Here is a 20,618-nt window from a genome sequence, read left to right as displayed (position 1 = left end):
CAGTGGATCGAACGAGACAAGAGCGAGAACGGCGATGGATATCGGCTATTTCCTGAAACTGATGACGGAAAAGGGTGCGTCGGACATGTTCCTGACCACCGGCGCCCCGGTGAACATCAAGGTCGAGGGCAAGCTCTATCCGCTTGGCAACACCGGCCTGCCGAACGGCATGGTCAAGAAGATCGCTTACTCGCTGATGGACGAGGGCCAGGTGCCGCAGTTCGAGCGGGCGCTCGAGCTCAACATGGCGATCGCGGTCAAGGACGCCGGTCGTTTCCGCGTCAACGTGTTCAAGCAGCGCGGCGAAGTCGGCATGGTGATCCGCGCGATCAAGAGCGAGATTCCGTCGATCGAGCAACTGCGCCTGCCGCAGCTGTTCAAGAACATCATCATGGAGCCGCGCGGCCTGATCCTGCTGGTCGGCGCGACCGGCTCGGGCAAGTCGACCACGCTGGCATCGATGATCGACCACCGCAATTCGAACACCTCGGGTCACATCCTCACGATCGAGGATCCGATCGAGTACCTGTACCGGCACAAGAAGTCGGTGGTGAACCAGCGCGAGGTCGGCCTCGATACGCACAGCTTCCACGAGGCGCTGAAGAACGCGATGCGTGAAGCGCCGGACGTGATCCTGATCGGCGAAATCCGCGACGCGACGACGATGGAAGCGGCGATCACGTTCTCCGAGACGGGCCACCTCTGCCTCGCGACGCTGCACTCGAACAACGCGGACCAGACGATCGAGCGCATCCTCAACTTCTTCCCGGAAGCGGCGCACAAGAACATCCTGATGAACGTCGCGCTCAACCTGCGCGCGGTGATCAGCCAGCGCCTCGTGATGGGCAAGGACGGACATCGCCTGCCGGCGGTCGAAGTGCTGCTGAACACGCCGCACATCCGCGACCTGCTGCGTCGCGGCCAGGTGCACGAGGTCAAGGAAGCGATGGACCGCAGCCTGCAGGAAGGCATGCAGACCTTCGACCAGTCGTTGTACGCGCTGTACAAGGAAGGCAAGATCGAGCTCGAGGAAGCGCTGAACCATGCCGACTCTCGCGATGGTCTCGCGCTGAAGGTGCGTCTGGCCGAAGGCGGCGACTCGCCGATGGCCGAAAACTTCGACATGACGAGCTACTGAGCCGGCGCCGCTCGACGGGGTCGAGCGGCTTCGCCACGCAGTCGTTTCGACTGCGCGCGCTGCGCGCAACGCGAACAGCCCGGGAAATTCCGTTCGCCCTGATCGCACGCCTGTCCTGAGCGAACTCGAAGGAGTTGCGGCGTGCGCGCGACCGGGATTTGGTCGCCGTGTACACTGAGTCGTTGCGCGCGAGGCACGCGTCCGCGCCGCCCACGGAGACTCAATGGTGATGCCAAATGCCGCAGGCTCGCGCCTGCTCGGACTCGATGCCGCTGCCACGCAACGCGTGATGGCGGTGGCACAGGCCCTGGATGGGGGGCGAGCCGGCGAAGCGGGCGATTTGCTGGTTCCCCTGCTGCAGCGCCATCCCGGGCACGCCGAGGTCCTGCGCCTGCATGCGGGCATTCTCAGCCTGTTCGGCGCGCACGACGACGCGATCGCGGCGATGCATCAGGCGCTCGCACGGCGCCCCGAAGACCCGCTCTACCACAACACGCTGGGCAGCATCCTCGCGACCGCGGGCCGGTACGACGAAGCGGCCGAGGCCTTCGCACAGGCGGCACGCCTGAAGCCGGACTTGGCCGGCGCCTGGTACAACCTCGGTGTACTGCTGGTGCGGAGCATGCGCAACGACGAGGCAGCCGAGGCCTTGCGCAAGGCAGTCGCGCTCGAGCCCGGCAATTTCGGCGCCCGCATCCAGCTCGCGGATCTTTTGCGTGCCGAGAATCACGCCGATGCGGCCAACGCGGAATACCGCGCGGTGCTGGCCCAGGCGCCGTTTGCGGGCATGGCCTGGTGGGGGCTCGCGGACCTGCGGACCCATCGGTTCAGCGAATCCGAAGTGCGCGAGCTCGAGGCCGCGGCCAACGACCCGCGCGCGAGTTCGCGCGATGCGATCGCGACCGGATTCGCCCTGGCGCGCGCGCTCGACCAGCATGGGCGCTACGCCGAATCACTCGCCGCAATCGAGCGCGCCAATGTGATCGCGCGTCGGCACACGCAGTGGGACGCACGCGGATTTTCCGCCAGCGTGGCCGCGATCGAAAGCGCGTTCGCGACGGTGCCGGCGTCCGATGGAAACCTCGGCAAGGGCATCGTGTTCGTGGCCAGCCTGCCGCGTTCGGGCTCGACCCTGATCGAGCAGATCCTCGCTTCGCATCCGCAAGTGGAGGGTGCGGGCGAACTGCCGGACCTGCCGCTCGTCATCAACGAGGAATCGCGGCGGCGCGGCGCGCCGCTGCAGCAATGGGCCGTCGGCTGCGGCAAGGACGACTGGCAACGCCTCGGCACGCGCTACATCGAGCGGACCGCGCGCTGGCGGCAACGGCGTCCGGTATTCGTCGACAAGCTGCCGAGCAACTGGTACTACGTCGGCGCGATCCGCGCGATGTTGCCGGCTGCGCGCATCATCCTCGCCCGCCGCGATCCGCTCGAGACCTGTTTTTCCTGCTATCGACAGATGCTGGAGAACAACGAATACACGCGCACGTACCCCGACCTCGCCGCGCATTGGCGCGATTTCGACCGTATCGCGCGTGGTGCGCTCGCGCAGCACCCGACGCATGTCCACGAATGCGTACACGAGCGACTGCTGGCGGATACCGAAACGGAAATCCGGCGCCTGCTCGCTGCGTGCGACCTGCCGTTCGATCCTGCCTGCCTCGATTTCCATCGGACCGAGCGTCAGGTGCGCTCGCCGAGCGCCATGCAGGTGCGCGAGCCGCTGCAACAGGACACTCGCCATTCGCTGCGCTACGGCGCCCTGCTCGATCCGCTGCGCGCGGAACTGGGGCTGCCGCCGTTCGCCGCGACGTGACATCGTCCGCGTCCTTGTGCGCTGCCCATGCGTCCAGGCTGCAGATTGCGGCCCATGGATCGACTGGGTAAGGTGGCGGGATGATTTCCCCGTCCCCTTCGCTCCCCGGGTCCTCCGCCCCGGGAAGCCCACCGCTTTTGCCGGATCGCCTCGCCGGTCTCTCGCCCACGACCATCGGCCTGCTCGCGCAGATGGAACAGTGCGTGCAGGCCGGCGATTTCGCGCGTGCCGAGAGCATCCTCGTCGGCGTGGAGGCGCTGGCTCCGCGACACGCGGAAGTGCAGCGCGCGCGAATCGCCCTGCTCCATCGAGCCGGCCACGTCGCGCAGGCGCGTGCGCTGGTCGAACGAGCGCTGGCGCAGCAACCCGATGATCCGGTCCTCTTGACCGAACTGGCCGAGGTGCTGTTTGCCGGCGGCGACAACGAAGGCGCGTTCGCGGCATTGAGGCGCGTGTGCGAACTGCAACCGGACCAGGCAGCCGGATGGCTGAACCTCGGCAGCCGTTTGAAGGACCTCGCGTGGATCGAGGAGTCGCTGCCGGCGCTCGAGCGTGCTGTCGCGCTGTCGCCCGAAAGCGGGTACGCGCGCACGCTGCTTGCCGACGTGATGGTCCTGCTCGGCCAGTTCCCACAGGCGCGCGAGCAGTACCTGGAAGTGCTGCGCCGCGCGCCGTTCACCGGACCGGCGTGGTGGGGGCTTGCGAACATCAAGACCGTCCGCCTGACGGACGCGGAGACGCGCCTGCTCGAAGCCTTGCTGCGCGAAAGCGGGGTGCGCGAAAGCGATCGACTCGCAATGGGCTGCGTGCTCGCCAAGGCGTACGAGGATCAGGGACGCTACCCGGAGGCGTTCGCGATCCTGACCGCGACGAACGCGCGCATCAGCGAACGAAAGCCCTGGGACGCGGACAAGTTCAGCGCGCTGGTGGACCTCGCGATGGCGGAGTTCGACCGACCACATCAGGTGGCGGATGATCCGCGCCTCGGCGAAGAAGTCATCTTCATCGTCAGCCTGCCACGATCCGGCTCGACCCTTACGGAACAGATTCTTGCCGCCCATCCGGAGGTGGAGGGCGCGAGCGAGCTCGGTGACGTCAGTCATGTCCTGCAGGAGGAATCCGAGCGCCGCGGTGTCGACTTTCCGTACTGGATAACGGCCGCGACCGCCGAGGACTGGAGCCGGCTCGGCCGCAACTATCTCGCGCGCACCGCGCGCTGGCGCACGAAGCGCCCACGGTCCACCGACAAGATGCCGAACAACTGGTATTTCGTCGCGGCGATCATGGCGATGCTGCCGGGGGCCCACATCGTCAATTGTCGGCGCGATCCGGTCGAGACCTGTTGGTCGTGCTTCAAGCAGATGTTCTCGATCGGCAACGAATTCAGTTACGACCTCGGCTATCTCGCGCGGCTCTGGCAGGACTACGACCGCATGATGCGCCACTGGCAACAACAGATGCCGGGGCGCATCCGCGACCAGGTCTACGAGAACCTGCTCGCCGACCCCGAACAGGAAGTGCGCGCACTGCTCGACTTCTGCGGCCTCGAGTTCGATGAGGCCTGCCTCCGGTTCTATGAAGTCGAACGCAGCGTGCGCACGGCCAGCGCCGCCCAGGTGCGCGAACCCTTGCGCCGCAATACGGCACGTACCGCTGCCTACGGGGCGTTGCTGGATCCGCTGCGCAAGGCACTGGCAGCCCCGCACGAATAGCCCTCACGCGGGAAGCAGACGTCGCTCCACTGCCGTGCTCCTTCGCCAAGGTGTAGCACCATCGCTTTCCACGGACATTAAAAAACCGCGCGGCTTTCGCCGCGCGGTTCCAAGTCTTGCAGCAAGTTCGATGGATCAGAACTTGACGGTCACGCGACCCCAGTAGTAGCGGCCGATCGGATCGTAGGTGTTGATGTCGATGTTCGCATTGGTGACCGACTGGTAGTACAGCGGCGGCTGCTTGTCACCGAGGTTGTCGACACCGATGTCAACGCGCGTGTTGATCGGCTCGATGTTGTAGCCGAACGACACGTTGTGGTACACGACCGCCCCGATCGGCAGGTAGCCCTGCGGCAGGCCGCGGAACGCACCAGCGTTGTTCTTCAGGTGGCCGATGTAGCGCTGCTGCCAGTTGGCCGAGAAGTCGCCCATCTGCCACGACACGCTACCCAGTGCACGCCAGCGCGGGAACGAGCCGAACTGCTGGTTGTACGTGCCAGCGACGGACGCAGTCGGATTGGCCGGAACCGCGTTGTCGTACTCGTTGAGGTACGTCGCGTTCAGGCCGAGCGTGAAGTTGCCGAACGAGGTCTCCGGCAGCTTGTACACGCCCGCGAAATCGACGCCCTTCGCGTCCAGACGACCGAGGTTGATGGTCGACAGGCCCGAGATGTTCGTGATCGTGCCCTGGGCGTTGAGGTTGATGTAGCTGCAGTACAGGTTGCTCGGATCGTAGGTGTGCGCGGCATTGCTGCTGTAGCACAGGTCGACGACCGTCTGGCCAGTCGGACGCTGGATGTTGTTGGCCAGGTAGATGCGCCACACGTCAGCACTCAGCGACAGGCCCGGCAGCCACTGCGGGTCGTACACGACGCCGAAGTCGAACGACTTGCCGTTCTCAGGCTGGATCGGGAAGCCCGCGATCGCCGCACCGGTGAAGATCGTCTGCACCTGGGTGTTGCTGGTGGAGCGCGGTTCGTTGAGGGCCGGGTTGAACGTGTACGAATCGTACGAGCTGGTCAGGCCGCGGAAAAGTTCCGTCGTGTTCGGAGCGCGGAACACCTTGCTGACCGTGCCACGGAGCAGCAAGTCCTCGATCGGACGGTACTCAAGCGCAACCTTCCAGTTGTTGGTGCTGCCGAACGTGCTGTACTTCGACCAGCGGTCGCCGAGCGTGACGTTGAGGCTGTGCACGAACGGCAGATCCTTGAGGACCGGCACGAACGCTTCGACGTAGGCTTCCTTCACGTTGTATCCGCCGGTGAACGGAGCGTTACAAAGCGAGGACGAACCGGCCGGGCAAGTACCGGTGACCGGATCGGTGATGCTCACCGTGTCCGCGTACTGGCGCACATAGAACTTGCGGTAGTTCGCACCGGCCGCGAGGCCAACCGAACCCGCCGGCAGGTCGAACAGCGTGCCGTTGACATCGAGGCCACCCTGGCGCTCGGTCTGCAGCGCGCCGTTGTCGACGTTCAGCGAGTAGAAGTTGTGCAGCAGCGTCGCGGTGTTCGGATCAAACTGGTTGAAGATGTTGAGGCAGGTATTGGTGTCGAACGGCACGCCCGCCTGCGGCAGGTTGCAGTTGTCACCCAATGCGCGCGCTGCGGCAGCCGCGTTGAAGTAGTTGACATTGCGGGAAGAGAAGTTGTTGTGGCCGTAGTTCATCCACGCGTCGTACTGCCAACTGGTGTCGAAGATGTTGCCCTTGAGGCCGATGCGGGCCTGGTCGGTCTTCGTGTTGAAGTTGATGATGCGCGGACCGAGCGCGGTCAGGCGCACGCCGAAGTCGTAGCCATCGGCCGAGCCGGCACCGATGTCGACGCCGAACGGGTTGTACGGATTGCCGGCCGTGATCGTGACGCCCGACGGGCCCATCTGGATCGGCAGCGGAGCAAGCTGTGCAGCCGACTTCGTCGAGTTGTGGAAGACCTGCATGTAGGCTTCCATCGAATCGCTGATCTTGTAGTTGCCATTCAGGAAGAAGTTGACGCGTTCCTGCGGCGTGGTGATCAGGTTGACCGGCGCGAAGTTGAACGTGTCACCCGTGCTCGTCGCCGACGCCGGCTCGTAGCAACGGTAGCCCTGCGGGATGCCGCCGCCGCCCGGTGCGCTCGGATCGGCCACGCCATAGCCGTAGTAGCTGCAGTTCGCGAACTGCGGCACGCCGACGAAGTAGCCGCCCGGACCCGTGAACGAACCTGCGCGACGAACCGTCGTGCCGGTGCGGTTGAGGGACAGGGAGAACTGCGAGAAGTCACGGTGACCGGCGAGGATCTGGTCGGTCTTGTTGTAGTCGATGCCGCCGATCAGGCTACCCTTGTCGGACGTCTGGCCGAACGTGATCGAGAAGCCCTTGCGCGCGCCGTCGTCACGGTCGGAGATGCCGTAGTTCAACTGGACTTCCGCGCCCTGGTAATCCTTGCGCGTGATGAAGTTGACAACGCCCGCGATCGCGTCCGAGCCGTACACCGCCGAAGCGCCGTCGGTCAGGACTTCGATGCGCTCGATCGCCGCACTCGGGATCGCGTTGACGTCGCTGTTGGTGATGCGCTTGCCGTCGACCAGCACGAGGGTGCGGTTGGTGCCGAGGCCACGCAGCGAGATGAAGGCACCGCCGGTGCCGCCGCCGTTGTTGACGTTCGGGTTGTTGGCGTTGCCGGCGATCGTCGGCAGCTGCTGGATGAGATCGCCAACGGTCAGCTTGCCGGACTTCTGGATCTCGGCGCGGTCGACCGTGATGACCGGGTTGGACGTTTCGATATCGACGCGACGGATGTTCGAACCCGTTACGGTGATGGTGTCCAGCTTCTGGGTGCTGTCATCCTGCGCGAACGCAGGGGCGGCCGACAATCCGACCACAGCCGTGGTGCCCGCGTACAACGCGTAGCGCACGGCCTTGAAAAGCTCGTTGCTCATAGAATTCATTACACTCTCCAACGTCAGAGTTGTCACAGCTCGGGACATGTGCTCTCCCATTCCCTGGGAACGACCAAAACGGTCCACCAAAACCCTCGGCAGTGGACGATACTAACAAGATTCTTACGCCTTGGGAATCCCTGATCGCGGCCTTAACAATCTGGAAATTCGCTTTCCAGTCAAGAAGTTGGCTCGCGTGTAAAATGCCGCAGCGCAGTGTCGCCGGCACTTGCATCCCGCTGCTGACCGTGCATCCGGTCGGTACGACCAAGTGTGACGGGCTCATCGGAACAACGGGCCGGACGGTTTCGGCGGTGCGGCAAGCGGCGAGACTTCCCGCCGGCGCGGTCAGAGATCCTGACGGTACTGGATGTACGGGGTACGCGCCTGGTTGTCGTTGTCGCGCGCCGAATGGATGGGCGCGGACCAGAGATTCTGTGCGCCGACGCTGAGTTCGCCGCTCCACGGCATCCGCCACGACACACCCAGATCGAGCGTCGTCCAGCGCTTGCCCGCGAGGAGCGGGTCGTCGCTGCTCAGGACGTGACCGACGATCGCCCCGCGCAGCGAACCGGCGTCGAGGCCGAGGCTGAGCGACAGCTGGTCGAGGTCGACGGTCGGAGCCAACGCGCCGAGACCGGCGAACTGGCTGCGGCCATAGCTGGCCGAGATATCGACCGACGCGTCCTCCGCAAACCGCCAGCGACCACGCGCGAACATCGCCGCTTCGTTGCCGAGCGAATACAAGGGAGCATCGGGGAGCGCAAGCGTTGGCAACGCGCCGACGCCGAGGGCGGGAAACTGCCAGGCCTTGCCGGACGTCTGCAACCAGGACAGGCCATAGCTGAGGTCAAGGCCGCTGTCGCCGAGCGCAATCCCCATTCCCAGCGAGCCTGCCAGCGCGCCGGAAGACTGTACCCCGCGCCGATCATCGCAACCCGCTGCGATCGGGCAGAACGACAGCGGATTCGAGGGCGAAAAACCCGCGAACATCGCGTCGAGGTGCAGGCCGTTGGCGAAACGCCAGGTCATGCCACCGGCACCCGCGAAATCCTCCGCGAGGCGCCAAGCCGGGCTCGCAGCATCGGGCCCGCGCAGGGATTCGTTCCAGCCACGCGGCAGCGCGACGACCGCTAGCAACTGGCCGTTTGCACCCGACCAGATCGGCAGCACCGGCGAGGCGCGCTCGACGATGGGGTGCCCGGCCGGGTCGAGCGCGAGCAACTGCTCGACAAGTGGCGACGTCGTTGCGGATACCAGCGACGGCAACGTCTGCGCCGTTCCCGAGAGCGGGATCGACGACAGGGCGAGCGCGAACATGGCGAGGCGCAACTTCATCAGGGCAATCGGACCGAAAGGTAGTTGGTCAGAGCATTTTCGAACGCGGGAGTTCCGCGCAGGATGACGCAGATATCATAGCGCGATTCACGAAAAACTAACAGGGCGGCGCAGCCCTTGACGGGTGTCGGGTACAACCGCAGACCGATGCCCGCCGGCGGCGGCGGGAGCATATTCGACAGCCAACCACTTCCGTCACAACTGCCCTGGGGATCCACATGAAGGCCATGCCCGCTCGAACCGCCCTCGCCGCCGCCCTGACTCTCGCTTTCGCGGCCGCTGCCGGCGCGGCGAGCCCCGTTCCCGCCGCCCGACCCTCGTTGGACGCCATCGAGGCCGGGCGCATGAATCCGGCCGTCATCCTGATGCGCGCAGGCATCTTCGACCCTGTCACCCAGATGCTGGACGCACGCCATGTCGGTGCTGCGGCGCCGGCCGGATCGAACTATGCGATCGTGCAATTCGAACCCGGGCGACTGAAGAAGAGCAAAGCGCTGGTCGCGCGTGGCGCGGAAATCCTCGGCTACGTGCCGAACAATGCCTACTACGTGCGCCTCAACGGTGTGCAGCTCGCAGATCTCGGCGGTGACCCGGACGTGCGCTGGGCCGGCGCGGTCGTGCCCGCGATGAAGCTCGATCCCGCGCTGTGGACCGCGACGCGCGCGACGTCCGCCGCTCTGCAGGCGGACGGCCGCTACGAAATATTGATCCAGGCCTTCGACGGCGTTTCGTCGGCAAGCATCGCGGCGCAGCTGACGAAACGCGTCGCCGGCGTCGAGATCACGATGCGCAGCGAACGCGCCGATGCCGCGCCGTACGTGCGCGCGAACGTCGCCCCCGCGTCGCTCGACGAGCTGATCGAAGCCGCGACCTCGATCGATGGGGTCGCGTTCGTCTCGCCCTGGATCGCGCCGCATACGATGAATGCCGGCGGCATCGGCGCGATCCAGGGCAACCTTACGGGCACCTGCAGCGGCAGCGGGCCGATCTGCGGGGCGACGCCGCTGTTCGACCAGGGCATCACCGGCGGCGGCCAGATTATCGGCCTCGCCGATTCCGGCACCACACCGAACGCCGCATGGTTCGCGACACTCGACAAAGGCAACGGCCCGCACACCGAAGTCACCTTCGCGGAAAATCCGCCGCCGGTGCTGCCCGGAATCGGCACGCTGCATCCGGACAACAAGATCATCGCGTACTGGACCCAACCCGGCGGGCCGACCGACTACGACTTCGTCTCCGGCCACGGCACGCACACGTCCGGAACCCTCGTCGGTGATGCGGCCGGCACGTTCGGCGCGACCACCTACATGCCGTCGACGCCGTACTTGCCCAACCACGATCTCGCGGACGGCATGGCACCGAACGCGCAGTTGCTGTTCCAGGACATCGGTCCGAACCAGGCGACCGCGGTCATCACGCAGGACTTCGAGGGCACGCTCGAACAGGCCTATACCGGCGGCGCGCGCATCCATAGCGACAGCTGGGGTTCCGCCAGTTCCGGCCAGTACACGAGCGAAGACGCCAATACCGATCGTGCAACACGCAAGAACGAGGGGCTTCTGGTTGTCATCGCGGCTGGCAACGACCAGGCCGGCGCGATGGCGGTCGGCTCGCCGGGCAATTCGAAGAATGCAGTCACGGTCGCCGCGCTCGGCCATGCCGGAAGCCTCGCCAAGGCCGGCTTCTCGAACGCCGGCCCGACTGCGGACGGGCGCCAGAAGCCCGACGTCGCCGGCCCCGGTACCGGCACGATCTCGGCGCGCAACGGCACCAGCGTGACCACGACCGTCACTGCACCGCTCACCACGCCCAATTCGGGCACCTCGATGGCGACGCCGACGATCGCCGGCAATGCGGTGCTCCTGCGCGAATACTTCGCCGACGGTTTCTATCCGCGCGGCACCCCCGTCAGCGGAATCCCGTCCGACCTCCTCTTCGCGGACGGCTTCGATGGCGTGTCGCCGTTCACGCCTTCGATCGGACTCGACGCGCTCAATCCGACCGGCGCCCTGATGAAGGCAGTGCTGTTGAACGGGACCGTGTTGACGACGAGCCCGAATACGTTCCCCAACACCGGTACCGGCTGGGGCCGTCCGTGGCTCGATTCCAACCTGTGGTTCAAGGACACGATGCCGAATGGCGACGACAGCCGCCGCCTGCGCGTATTCGAACGTACGAACGCCGCCGGCCTCGAAACCGGCGATATCAACGAGTACACGATCGCGAACGTCGCCGCCGGTGTCGAGTTCCGCGCCACCCTCGCCTGGTTCGATCCGGACGCAGCGGCCGGCGCCGCGTCGACTCTGGTCAACAACCTCGATCTCGAAGTGGTCGGCCCAGGCGGCACCTACCTCGGAAACCATTTCACCGCCAATGTGTCCAGCACCGGCGGCAGCGCCGATGCGAAGAACACGGTCGAACAGGTGCGCTTCACCACTCCGGTCGCGGGCAGCTACCTCATCCGCGTGAAGGCCACCAGCGTTCCAGGCAACGGCCGCGCCGGCAGTGATCGCCAGGGCTACGGTCTCGCCGTCTCTGCCGCCTTTGCCCTGCCCGACCCGACGCCGTTCGCGGCTCCAACCGCGCCAGCCATCGGCAGCAATGGCACCGCGGGCATTACGGTCAACGCGACAACGGGCGCGAGCCCGCAGAGCTGGCAGCTCTACCGCGCTGACGGCACTTGTGCGACGGCGCAGGCAGGCGACTTCCACCTCGTCGCGAACGGCCCCAGCCTGCCGCTGACCGACGACACGACGCAAGGAGGCTACGACTACGCGTACAAGCTGCGTGGCGTGCAGAACGACATCGAGGGCGACGCATCCACCTGCGTCGATGCGCTTTCGCTCGACGATTGCACGCTGCAGCCGACGTTCGATACGCATTCCCTGATAGCCGACGCAAGCAACGCGAGTTGCAGCGTGAACCTGTCGTGGGCCACGGCTACATCGAATTGCCCAGCCGCGCCCGCGGTCACCTACACGCTCGAGCGCGACACCAATCCGTACTTCACCGCGCCGACGCCGATCGGTTCCGCGCTTGCCTCACCCAGCTTCAGCGACAGCGCAGTCAGCAATGGGGCACCGTACTACTACCGCGTCCACGCGGTCGACGGCGCCGGCAACAACTCGGTGACGTCGCTGCTGGCGAACGCGACGCCGAGCGGCGTCGACGGCCCGGACCCCGGCAGCTTCCTCGATGACGTCGATACACACACGTATTTCTCGATGGAGGCACCGTGGCAGATCTCGAACGTGACCGCTTCGGCCGGCGCGTTCAGCTACCACAACGGCGCCGATTCGCCACCGTACCTCGACAACACCTGCGCCAGCATCACCACGCCGTCGATGCTGCTGACCGCGGGCGCATCGTTGAGCTTCCAGGCGAAGTACGACCTGGAATTCGAGTGGGACGGCGTGGTGCAGGAGATCTCGACGGACGGCGGCACGACGTGGAGCGACCTGCCGCCGACCGGTGGCTATCCGAGCAGCTTCGCGCAGACGACCAGCCCGCCCGTCAACGCGTGCGGCTACGTTGCAAGCCATGGCGCATTCAACGGCGTTACCACGGCGGCATCGAACGCGGATCCGAACAACGGTACCGCAGCAGCCGTGTTCAAGCCGTTCACCACGAGTCTTTCGAGCTTCGTCGGCCAGAACGTGAAGATCCGCTGGCGCTTCTCGTCGGATCCGGCCACGGGCTTCAGCGGCTTCTTCCTCGACCAGGTACAGGTCAGCGGCGCCGCCGGCAGCGGCAGCTACGCGTGCACGCCGTGACGTTCCACTGACCGCGCGAGCGGGCTAAGCTTCAGGACGCCGGCGCGGATTTCCGCGCCGGCGTCGTTTTTTCGGAGCGCTTCTCCTTGCCTGCAGCCAGTTCCCGCCGCTCGTGGTCCCGCCGCCTGGTGCGCTGGCTGCTGCTCGCGGGCGTCGTCTGGGTCGTCGGCAGCGTGCTGCTCGTGCTGGTGCTGCGTTTCGTGCATCCGCCGCTGTCGGCGGTGATGCTCGAGGACTGGGTCGCCGCGAAGGCGAGCGGCGACCGCAGTTTCATGCTGCGCCAGCGCTGGGTGCCATGGGAGCATGTCGCGTCGACACTTCCGGTCGCACTCGTCGCCGCCGAAGACCAGCGCTTTCCGGACCACCACGGTTTCGACTTCGAGGCGATCCAGCGCGCGATCGCCGAAGCCGACGACGGCGAACGCCTGCGCGGGGCCAGCACGATCAGCCAGCAGGTCGCGAAGAACCTGTTCCTGTGGAGCGGACGCAGTTTCGTGCGCAAGGGTCTCGAAGCGTATTTCACCGTGCTGATCGAGACGCTGTGGCCGAAGCGGCGCATCCTCGAGGTGTACCTCAACATCGCCGAGTTCGGCCATGGCGTCTACGGCGCCGCCGCGGCCAGCGAACTGTTCTTCCGCACCACGCCGGACCGCCTCGATGCACGCCAGTCCGCCCTGCTCGCGGCGGTGCTGCCGAATCCGGCCCGCTTCCGCGTCGACCGCCCGAGTGCGTACGTACTGCGTCGGGCCGCCTGGATCCAGCGCCAGGCGAACCAGCTCGGCGGCGCCAGCTACCTGCCACAATGAACCGTCATCGGTGATTGACGAAAGTCCGCTAGCATTCGGCCGTTCGCTCCCTCGTCCGGTAATGCCATGCCTGAACTCACCGTCGTCGTACCCGCCTACAACGAAAGCGAGGGCCTGCGCGATTTCCACGCTCGCCTGGCAGCCGTACTCGACGGCATGAACGTCGAATCCGCAGTGCTGTACGTCGACGACGGCAGCCGCGACGACACCTACGCGGTCATGTGCGCGCTGCGCGAAGCCGATGCGCGCGTGTCGACCCTGAAACTCGCGCGCAACTTCGGCAAGGAACTCGCCCTCACCGCCGGGCTCGATCACGTCGAGACTGGCGCCGCCGTGGTCATCGACGCCGACTTGCAGGACCCGCCCGAACTGATTCCGACCTTCGTGCAGCACTGGCGCGAGGGTTACGACGTCATCTACGGGACGCGCGCTTCGCGCGCTGGCGAGACCGGGCTCAAGAAGGCGACGTCCGCCGGCTTCTATCGCGTGATGGAGCGCCTGTCTTCGACGCCGATCCCGCGCGACACCGGCGACTTCCGCCTGCTCTCTCGACGTGCGCTCGATGCGCTGAGCCAGGTACGCGAGCGCCAGCGCTTCATGAAGGGCCTGTTCACCTGGGTCGGCTACCGCCAGTTGCCGGTCGTCTACCACCGCGACCCGCGCCACGCGGGCCAGACCAAGTGGAACTACTGGAAGCTGTGGAATTTCGCGATCGACGGCATCACCTCGTTCTCCGGCGCGCCGCTCAAGCTCGCGACCTACATCGGCCTCGCCACTGCCCTGCTCGCGTTCGTCGCCGCGCTGTGGGTATTTGGCAAGGCATTGCTGTTCGGCGACCCGGTACGCGGCTATCCGTCGCTGATGGTCGTCGTGTTGTTCCTCGGCGGCATGCAGCTGATGGCGCTCGGCGTGATCGGCGAATACCTCGGCCGTTTGTACGTCGAGGCGAAGCAGCGCCCGCTCTATCTCGTCGACGAGTATCATCCGCCGCAGGGCTGACGCGGGCTCGGCCGATCGCGGGGAAACGATGAACATACGAATCAGGTGGCTGACCGCCGCCAGCGTGGCGGTTGTTGCGTGTGTCGGGGTATGGCTTGGCGTGGAGCGCGGCGCGCGGATGTTCGCGCACGCTGACGCGGAAGCCGAAAAAGGACGCTCGCCGAGCGAAGGCGACTACTGGGCGGTGCGCGTGGCCTATGCCGGTGATCCGCAGCGGCTTCGCTTCGAACCCGCATGGCTGCTGGACTCGGCGCGCCAGGATCGCGCGATCGCTTCCGGCGTACCGTCCGGCAGCAAGACCTATCGGCGTTCGGCCGACAAGGCGCTCGCGCTCGACCCGAATGCATTCACGCTGCTCGGGCCGCAACCGCTGACCGGTGAATCCTTCGGCGCAGACCGCGCCGCCGGGCGCACCAATGTCATCGTGAGCGACCCGGATAATGCATCGGTGGCGTGGCTCGGTTCGGACGGTGGCGGCGTGTGGAAGACGACCAACTGCTGCACGCCGAACACCACCTGGACCGTGAAGACCGATTTCCCCGAAATCGCCAGCATGGCGATCGGCGACCTCACGATGGATCCGTCCAACCACGACGTGCTCTATGCCGGCACCGGCGACCTGCGCTACGGCTCGATGTCGTTCGGCGCCGCCGGCGTGCTCAAGAGCACGGACCGCGGCGAGACCTGGCAGTTGCTGGGCGCGAGCGTGTTCAACCCGATGTACGGCCCGTCGGCCGGTGGCTTCCCGCAGTACCAGGCGATCGGCAAGGTGGTCGTCGATCCGAACAATTCGAACAACGTCATCGTCGGCGCGAAGACCGGTGTCTATTTTTCCTACGACGCGGGCGTGAACTGGACCGGGCCGTGCTACACCAATGCGTTCACGAGCGGGGCAGGCGAGCAACGACAGGACACCACTGGCCTGCTCGCGGTGAACCGGGCCGGCGCCACCTGGCTCTACGCCGCAGTCGGCACGCGCGGCAACGCCACGCCGGTGCAGCCGAACCTCAACAAGAACGGCGCCAACGGCGTCTACCGAGCGGTCATGCCCGCGAGCGGATGCCCCGCAGTCGGCGACTGGACCTTGCTCGCGAGCGGCTTTCCCGCCGGCACCGGCAACGGCACGCCGAACACGAGCCGCGGCAGGCTCGAACTCGCGGTCGCGCCGAGCGATCCGCTCACGCTCTACGCGATGTTCTCGAACGTGACCGGCAGCGGCATCCTCGGCATCTACAAGACGATCGACGGTGGCGACTCCTGGACCCAGGTCGGCACGCCGAGCGGCGCCGGCACCCAGATGTGGTACGACGCCGGCCTCAAGGTCTCGCCTACCGATGCGAACGTGTTGTTCGTCAACAGCGTGGACCTGTTCCGTTCGAGCAACGGCGGCTCCTCGTACGTCAACCTGACCCAGGCCTACAACGGTGGCCCGGTGCATCCCGACAACCACGCGACCGCGATCGTCGGCGGCGATGCGAACAAGGTGCTGAACGGCAACGACGGCGGCGCCTACTTCGTCGACAACGCGCTCACCGCGACCGGCGCGTTCGACGCGAACTGGACCGACCTCAACAAGCAGTTGCCGACGATCGAGATCTACCACGGCGACATCAGCGCGAATTTCGCGAGCTCGACCAATGCCGGCGCCGCTGCGGGGTTCCAGGACAACGGCAGTGCGACGGCGCTTTTCGGCGGCTCGCCGGGACCCGCCGCATGGCAGTCGAACAACGGCGGCGACGGCATCGTGTCGCGTATCGAGCCCGTTCTCGGCCAACGCTGGTATTCGTCGATCTACTACGCCAACGTCTTCATGAGCTCGAGCGGTCCGTCCGGCGGGCAGAGCCCGATCAACGGCGGCTGGGGCGGTGGCTCGTCGAGCAGCGGAGATCGCAAGAGCTTCTTCACGCCGTTCGACCTGTATCGCTACGGCACGCTCGATGCGCCCGGCAGCGGCTGCACCAGCGGTGCCGGCTGCTCGCGCATCATCCTCGGCACCTATCGCGTGTGGGAATCGATCCAGGGCGGCAGTCCGACGACCTCGTGGATCGCCAAGACCGGCGACCTGACCAAGAACAACCTGATCGTCGGCTCCGACAACCGCTCCTACATCAACCAGATCCACTACTCGGTCAGCGATCCGACCGTCGCGATGGTCGCGACCAACGACGGCAACGTGCAGTACGTGTTCGGCCTCGGCACCGGCAGCGGCAGCGCTACGGCGGTCAACGTGACCGGCGCGAACGCGGTGCTGCCGAACCGGCCGATCCTCGACGTCGCGACCGATCCGCTCAATCCCCTGCTCGGCTATGCCGCGGTAGGCGGCTTCGGCGCGAATTCGCCGGCGACGCCGGGCCATGTGTTCCAGGTCAGCTGCACCGCGCAATGCGCGAGCTTCAGCTGGGTGGACAAGAGCGGCAACCTGCCCGACATCCCGGCCAATGCGGTGATCGCGAACCCGCACATCCCGAACCAGGTGTTCGTCGGCATGGACTGGGGCCTCTACTACACGGACGACATCAGCGCCGCGACGCCGGTCTGGCAACGCTTCGAAGGGTTGCCGCACGTGATGGTGTGGAGCCTGAACATCGATCGCGGCTTCACCACGCTGGCCGCGTTCACGCGCTCACGCGGTGCGTGGGCCTGGCCGTTGCCCGTTCCACCCGGCGGCGGCGCTGATCTGGCGGTCACCGTCTCGCCGCCGCAAGGCGTGCGTCCGGGCCTGCAGCAACGCTACACGGTCAGCGTGACCAACAACGGCCCCGACGATGCGACCAGCGTGCAACTCGACAGTCCGATGCCCGCGGGTCTGGTGTTCCACCACAACAGCGGCGACTGCACGACCGGTTATCCCTGCGCCTTCGCGACCATTGCGGTCGGACAGACGCGCACGGTGACGACGGACGTCTGCGTGCCGCGCGGCTACGTCGCGCCCGACCCGGCGACGTTCAGCGCGGGCGCAAGCGCGGCGACGGTCGATCCGACCTCGACCAACGACAGCGCGAGCGTGCTCGTGCCGCTGTTGCAGTCGATGTTCGCGGACGGCTTCGACTGCGGCAGCTGAATGCGGATGCACGCGCCGGACACCGGACCGGCGCGTGCTGCGTGGCGGCGAGCACCATTGCACACTCGGCGCTAGACTGCTCCCATGCGGCGCCATCGCCGCGCTGCGCGGAGGCCGCCATGCTCCAGGTCAAGCACCTGCTCGCGGACAAGGGCAACAGGATCTACAGCGTCGCCCCGGACGAACCCGTGCTCGCCGCGATCCGCACGATGGCCGATCACACCATTGGCGCGCTGCTGGTGATGCGCGGCGAGGAACTCGTCGGCATCGTTTCCGAGCGCGACTATGCACGCAAGGTGATCCTCAAGGGTCGCTCATCCAGCGACACGCCGGTGCAGGACATCATGACGTCGCCGGTCATCAGCGTGAACCCCGCCGATACAGTCGACACCTGCATGCGCTTGTGCACCGACAGCCGCGTGCGCCATCTGCCGGTGGTTGAGAATGGCAAGGTCGTCGGCGTGGTGTCGATCGGCGATCTGGTCAAGGCGGTCATCAGCGAGCAGGGTGCGGAGATCGAGCACCTGCAGCGCTATATCGCGGGATAACCTACGCCGCGCCGGGTTGCCGCTCCGGTCGCGCCGCATCGAACGCAGGCAGCGCGAGGCAGCGCTCGTTGATCGCGCCGATCATCGGATACGGCGTCATGTCCACGCCGAAGCGGTTCGCGTTGTAGACCTGGGGAATCAGGCAAGCATCGGCAAGTCCGGGCGTGTCGCCGTGGCAGAACTCGCCGGTCGCGGCATCGGCATCCAGCATCGCCTCGAACGCGCGAAAACCGACCTCGATCCAATGACGGGTCCAGCGCTCGCGCGCGTCCTGCACGGCACCCAGTTCGCGTTCGAGGTACTGCATCACGCGCAGGTTGTTGAGCGGGTGGATGTCGCACGCGACCAGCTGTGCAAGCCCGCGCACGTGCGCGCGGTCGCGCGGCACCGGCGGCAGCAGAGGTTCTTGCGGGCGCGTCTCGTCGAGGTATTCCACGATTGCAAGCGACTGGCGGACCACGCGCTGGCCGTCGACGAGGGTGGGCACGACTTCCTGCGGATTCACCTCGCGATACGCATCGGCGTGCTGCTCGCCGCCGTCCTTGAGCAGGTGCACCGGCCTGAGGGTGTACGCGAGTCCTTTCAGGTTCAGCGCGATGCGCACGCGATAACACGCGCTCGAACGCCAGTAGTCGTACAGCACCAGATCCGTCGTCGACATGCCAGTCCCCGTTGCGCACTCAGCCGCGTGGCGTCTGCTTCGTCATCACCTGTTCGATCGCGCCGAAGATCGTAGCGCCGACGGCGTCGGTGATCTCGATGCGTACCGTATCACCGAACTTGAGGAACGGCGTGGCTGGCTTGCCATCGCGCAGGGTTTCCACCGTGCGCTGCTCGGCCAGGCACGAAGCGCCCTTGCCGGTGTCCTCGTTGGCAATCGTGCCGGAACCGACGATCGTGCCGGCGGTCAGCGGTCGGGTCTTCGCCGCGTGTGCGACGAGCTCGGCAAAGCTGAACTGCATGTCGACGCCGGTCTCGGCTTCGCCGAACCAGTGGCCGTTGATCCACGTGCGCATCGGCCGGTGCAGCTTGTCGTCCTTCCAGTCGGCACCGAGTTCGTCCGGTGTCACCAGCACCGGCGACAGCGCCGAACGTGGCTTGGATTGCAGGAAGCCGAAGCCCTTGGCGAGCTCGCCGGGGATCAGGTTGCGCAGGCTGACATCGTTGACGAGGCCGACGAGCTGGATGTGCCTGGATGCGGTCGCGGGCGCCACGCCCATCGGCACGTCGTCGGTGACGACGATGACTTCGGCTTCGAGGTCGATGCCGTAGTCCTCGCTCGCGACCAGCACCGGATCACGCGGACCGTAGAAGCCGGCACTGGTGGCCTGGTACATCAGCGGATCGACGTAGAAGCTCTCCGGCACTTCGGCGCCGCGCGCGCGGCGCACGCGCTCGACGTGCGGCAGGTAGGCCGAGCCGTCGACGAATTCGTAGGCGCGCGGCAGCGGTGCGGCGAGTGCCGTCATGTCCAGATCGAAGGCGCCGGCCGCATCGCCCGCAGCGAGTTCGGCGGCAAGCGCGTTCAGGCGCGGCGCGGTGTTCGACCAGTCGTCGAGCGCCTGCTGCAGGGTCGCCGCAATCGCTCCCGCGCGCACTGCGTGCTTGAGGTCGCGGCTGACGACAACCAGCGTGCCATCGCGGCCGCCTTCCTTGAGGGATCCGAGTTTCATGGCGTAATTCCGTTGCTGGAGTTGTTCGGGAATTCGATCGCGGGGGCGCAAGTATTCCACGCCGATTCGATCAATAGGAGAGCCGTCACGGCGCACCCGCCGTCGCAATTGGCTTGCGCAGCACCACGACGAGATTGGGGTCGAGCGGCAGACGTTCGGTGCCGTACAGGCGCGAGAGCGAGCGCTCGATCCAGGCGCGCCGCAAGGCCATCCAGCGATGCCGCAATGCGCGCATGACACCCGGCCTGGACGAGACGCGCCGCGCATTCGCGACGCGTACGACGTCGAGCCCGCTCAGGCCCGCCAGATAGTCGATCTTGAACGCGGAGATCACGCTCTTGTGAGTGAAATCGCCATGCTGATAGATGCGCCCGAACGGGCTGTGGCCATTCGGGAAGCGCGCGAGGAAGACGCCGCCCGCTTCGAGCAAGTCGGCGACGTGGCGAAAATTCGCAATCAGCTCGTCGGTATCCCAGTGCTCAAGCACGTCGAATGCGACGATGAGGTCGTAACTCGCCCGCTCGCCGACGAGGTCGGCCAGCGACGCGTTGCGCACGGCATAACCATGATGGTTCGCCGCGTCGAGCATGTCCTGGTTGATCTCGAGGCCGGAGACATCCGCGCCCTGGGCCCTGGCCCAAGCCAGGAAGCGGCCATTGCCGAAACCGATCTCGAGCACGCGCTTGCCGGCGATCTCGATTCCGGCGAATTCGGTCGCGAAATAGCGCGCGTCGCGTTCGCGTGCCGCGAACGCGCCATCCCAGCCCTTCCAGTTCGCGTAGCCCGCGTATGCATCGGTGGGCGCAGCATGCTCGCGGCTCATTGGACGACC

13 protein-coding genes are annotated in these 20,618 nt (G+C 66.2%); 8 read left to right on the top strand and 5 right to left on the bottom strand.

What is annotated here, in order from left to right; all coding sequences use genetic code 11:
• The first annotated feature begins 34 nt into the window (after nt 1-34).
• The 3 genes from ACILRJ_RS15880 to ACILRJ_RS15870 all read left to right on the top strand — a co-directional run bounded on the left by ACILRJ_RS15880 (nt 35) and on the right by ACILRJ_RS15870 (nt 4,666).
• Nucleotides 35-1,138 carry a PilT/PilU family type 4a pilus ATPase gene (locus ACILRJ_RS15880; RefSeq protein WP_395684185.1) on the top strand — a complete coding sequence of 368 codons (1,104 nt, stop codon included), beginning with the start codon at nt 35-37 and terminating at the stop codon, nt 1,136-1,138.
• A gap of 229 nt (nt 1,139-1,367) precedes the next feature.
• Complete coding sequence (locus tag ACILRJ_RS15875; RefSeq protein WP_395684184.1) at nt 1,368-2,954, top strand: sulfotransferase; 1,587 nt, start codon at nt 1,368-1,370, stop codon at nt 2,952-2,954.
• A 137-nt stretch (nt 2,955-3,091) separates the two neighbouring features.
• Nucleotides 3,092-4,666 carry a tetratricopeptide repeat-containing sulfotransferase family protein gene (locus tag ACILRJ_RS15870; RefSeq protein ID WP_395684183.1) on the top strand — a complete coding sequence of 525 codons (1,575 nt, stop codon included), beginning with the start codon at nt 3,092-3,094 and terminating at the stop codon, nt 4,664-4,666.
• Nucleotides 4,667-4,801: 135 nt separating this feature from the next.
• On the opposite strand, the gene ACILRJ_RS15865 is transcribed toward ACILRJ_RS15870, so the two are convergent.
• Together ACILRJ_RS15865 and ACILRJ_RS15860 are read right to left on the bottom strand one after the other, a co-directional pair.
• Nucleotides 4,802-7,585, bottom strand: coding sequence for a TonB-dependent receptor domain-containing protein (locus ACILRJ_RS15865; protein ID WP_395684182.1), 2,784 nt, complete (start codon nt 7,583-7,585; stop codon nt 4,802-4,804).
• A 348-nt stretch (nt 7,586-7,933) separates the two neighbouring features.
• Nucleotides 7,934-8,923: a hypothetical protein gene (locus ACILRJ_RS15860; protein WP_395684181.1), complete on the bottom strand. Its 990-nt coding sequence runs from the start codon at nt 8,921-8,923 to the stop codon at nt 7,934-7,936.
• A gap of 344 nt (nt 8,924-9,267) precedes the next feature.
• On the opposite strand from ACILRJ_RS15860, the gene ACILRJ_RS15855 reads away from it, so the two are divergent.
• From ACILRJ_RS15855 to ACILRJ_RS15835, 5 genes are all read left to right on the top strand, one after another.
• Nucleotides 9,268-12,699, top strand: a complete 3,432-nt coding sequence (locus ACILRJ_RS15855; protein ID WP_395684180.1) for a S8 family serine peptidase — start codon at nt 9,268-9,270, stop codon at nt 12,697-12,699.
• An 86-nt stretch (nt 12,700-12,785) separates the two neighbouring features.
• Nucleotides 12,786-13,505, top strand: a complete 720-nt coding sequence (mtgA, locus tag ACILRJ_RS15850; protein ID WP_395684179.1) for a monofunctional biosynthetic peptidoglycan transglycosylase — start codon at nt 12,786-12,788, stop codon at nt 13,503-13,505.
• Between the two features lie 66 nt (nt 13,506-13,571).
• On the top strand, nt 13,572-14,504 hold the full coding sequence (locus tag ACILRJ_RS15845) for a glycosyltransferase family 2 protein (RefSeq protein ID WP_395684178.1): 933 nt from the start codon (nt 13,572-13,574) through the stop codon (nt 14,502-14,504).
• Between the two features lie 28 nt (nt 14,505-14,532).
• Nucleotides 14,533-17,565: a hypothetical protein gene (locus ACILRJ_RS15840; RefSeq protein WP_395684177.1), complete on the top strand. Its 3,033-nt coding sequence runs from the start codon at nt 14,533-14,535 to the stop codon at nt 17,563-17,565.
• Between the two features lie 119 nt (nt 17,566-17,684).
• Nucleotides 17,685-18,113, top strand: a complete 429-nt coding sequence (locus ACILRJ_RS15835; RefSeq protein ID WP_395684176.1) for a CBS domain-containing protein — start codon at nt 17,685-17,687, stop codon at nt 18,111-18,113.
• Nucleotide 18,114: 1 nt separating this feature from the next.
• Here ACILRJ_RS15835 and maiA read toward each other — a convergent pair whose 3' ends face one another.
• From maiA to ACILRJ_RS15820, 3 genes are all read right to left on the bottom strand, one after another.
• Nucleotides 18,115-18,774, bottom strand: a complete 660-nt coding sequence (maiA, locus tag ACILRJ_RS15830) for a maleylacetoacetate isomerase (RefSeq protein WP_395684175.1) — start codon at nt 18,772-18,774, stop codon at nt 18,115-18,117.
• Nucleotides 18,775-18,793: 19 nt separating this feature from the next.
• Entirely contained in the window at nt 18,794-19,786 is a 993-nt protein-coding gene (locus tag ACILRJ_RS15825) for a fumarylacetoacetate hydrolase family protein (protein ID WP_395684174.1), read from the bottom strand.
• Nucleotides 19,787-19,871: 85 nt separating this feature from the next.
• On the bottom strand, nt 19,872-20,609 hold the full coding sequence (locus ACILRJ_RS15820) for a class I SAM-dependent methyltransferase (protein ID WP_395684173.1): 738 nt from the start codon (nt 20,607-20,609) through the stop codon (nt 19,872-19,874).
• Between the last annotated feature and the right edge of the window lie 9 nt (nt 20,610-20,618).

The organism is Dokdonella sp. (assembly GCF_044227025.1).
Taxonomy (GTDB): Bacteria; Pseudomonadota; Gammaproteobacteria; order Xanthomonadales; family Rhodanobacteraceae; genus Dokdonella_A.
Note: the sequence above shows the minus strand (reverse complement) of the source record. Positions and strands in the feature narration are given on the sequence as shown.

Excerpts from the sequence above, each read along its gene's own strand:
- maiA (WP_395684175.1), bottom strand. The coding sequence starts at position 18,774 with ATGTCGACGACGGATCTGGTGCTGTACGACTACTGGCGTTCGAGCGCG.
- ACILRJ_RS15880 (WP_395684185.1), top strand. The coding sequence starts at position 35 with ATGGATATCGGCTATTTCCTGAAACTGATGACGGAAAAGGGTGCGTCG.
- ACILRJ_RS15855 (WP_395684180.1), top strand. The coding sequence starts at position 9,268 with ATGAATCCGGCCGTCATCCTGATGCGCGCAGGCATCTTCGACCCTGTC.
- ACILRJ_RS15820 (WP_395684173.1), bottom strand. The coding sequence starts at position 20,609 with ATGAGCCGCGAGCATGCTGCGCCCACCGATGCATACGCGGGCTACGCG.
- ACILRJ_RS15835 (WP_395684176.1), top strand. The coding sequence starts at position 17,685 with ATGCTCCAGGTCAAGCACCTGCTCGCGGACAAGGGCAACAGGATCTAC.
- ACILRJ_RS15840 (WP_395684177.1), top strand. The coding sequence starts at position 14,533 with ATGAACATACGAATCAGGTGGCTGACCGCCGCCAGCGTGGCGGTTGTT.
- ACILRJ_RS15865 (WP_395684182.1), bottom strand. The coding sequence starts at position 7,585 with ATGAGCAACGAGCTTTTCAAGGCCGTGCGCTACGCGTTGTACGCGGGC.
- ACILRJ_RS15845 (WP_395684178.1), top strand. The coding sequence starts at position 13,572 with ATGCCTGAACTCACCGTCGTCGTACCCGCCTACAACGAAAGCGAGGGC.
- ACILRJ_RS15825 (WP_395684174.1), bottom strand. The coding sequence starts at position 19,786 with ATGAAACTCGGATCCCTCAAGGAAGGCGGCCGCGATGGCACGCTGGTT.
- ACILRJ_RS15875 (WP_395684184.1), top strand. The coding sequence starts at position 1,368 with ATGCCAAATGCCGCAGGCTCGCGCCTGCTCGGACTCGATGCCGCTGCC.
- ACILRJ_RS15860 (WP_395684181.1), bottom strand. The coding sequence starts at position 8,923 with ATGAAGTTGCGCCTCGCCATGTTCGCGCTCGCCCTGTCGTCGATCCCG.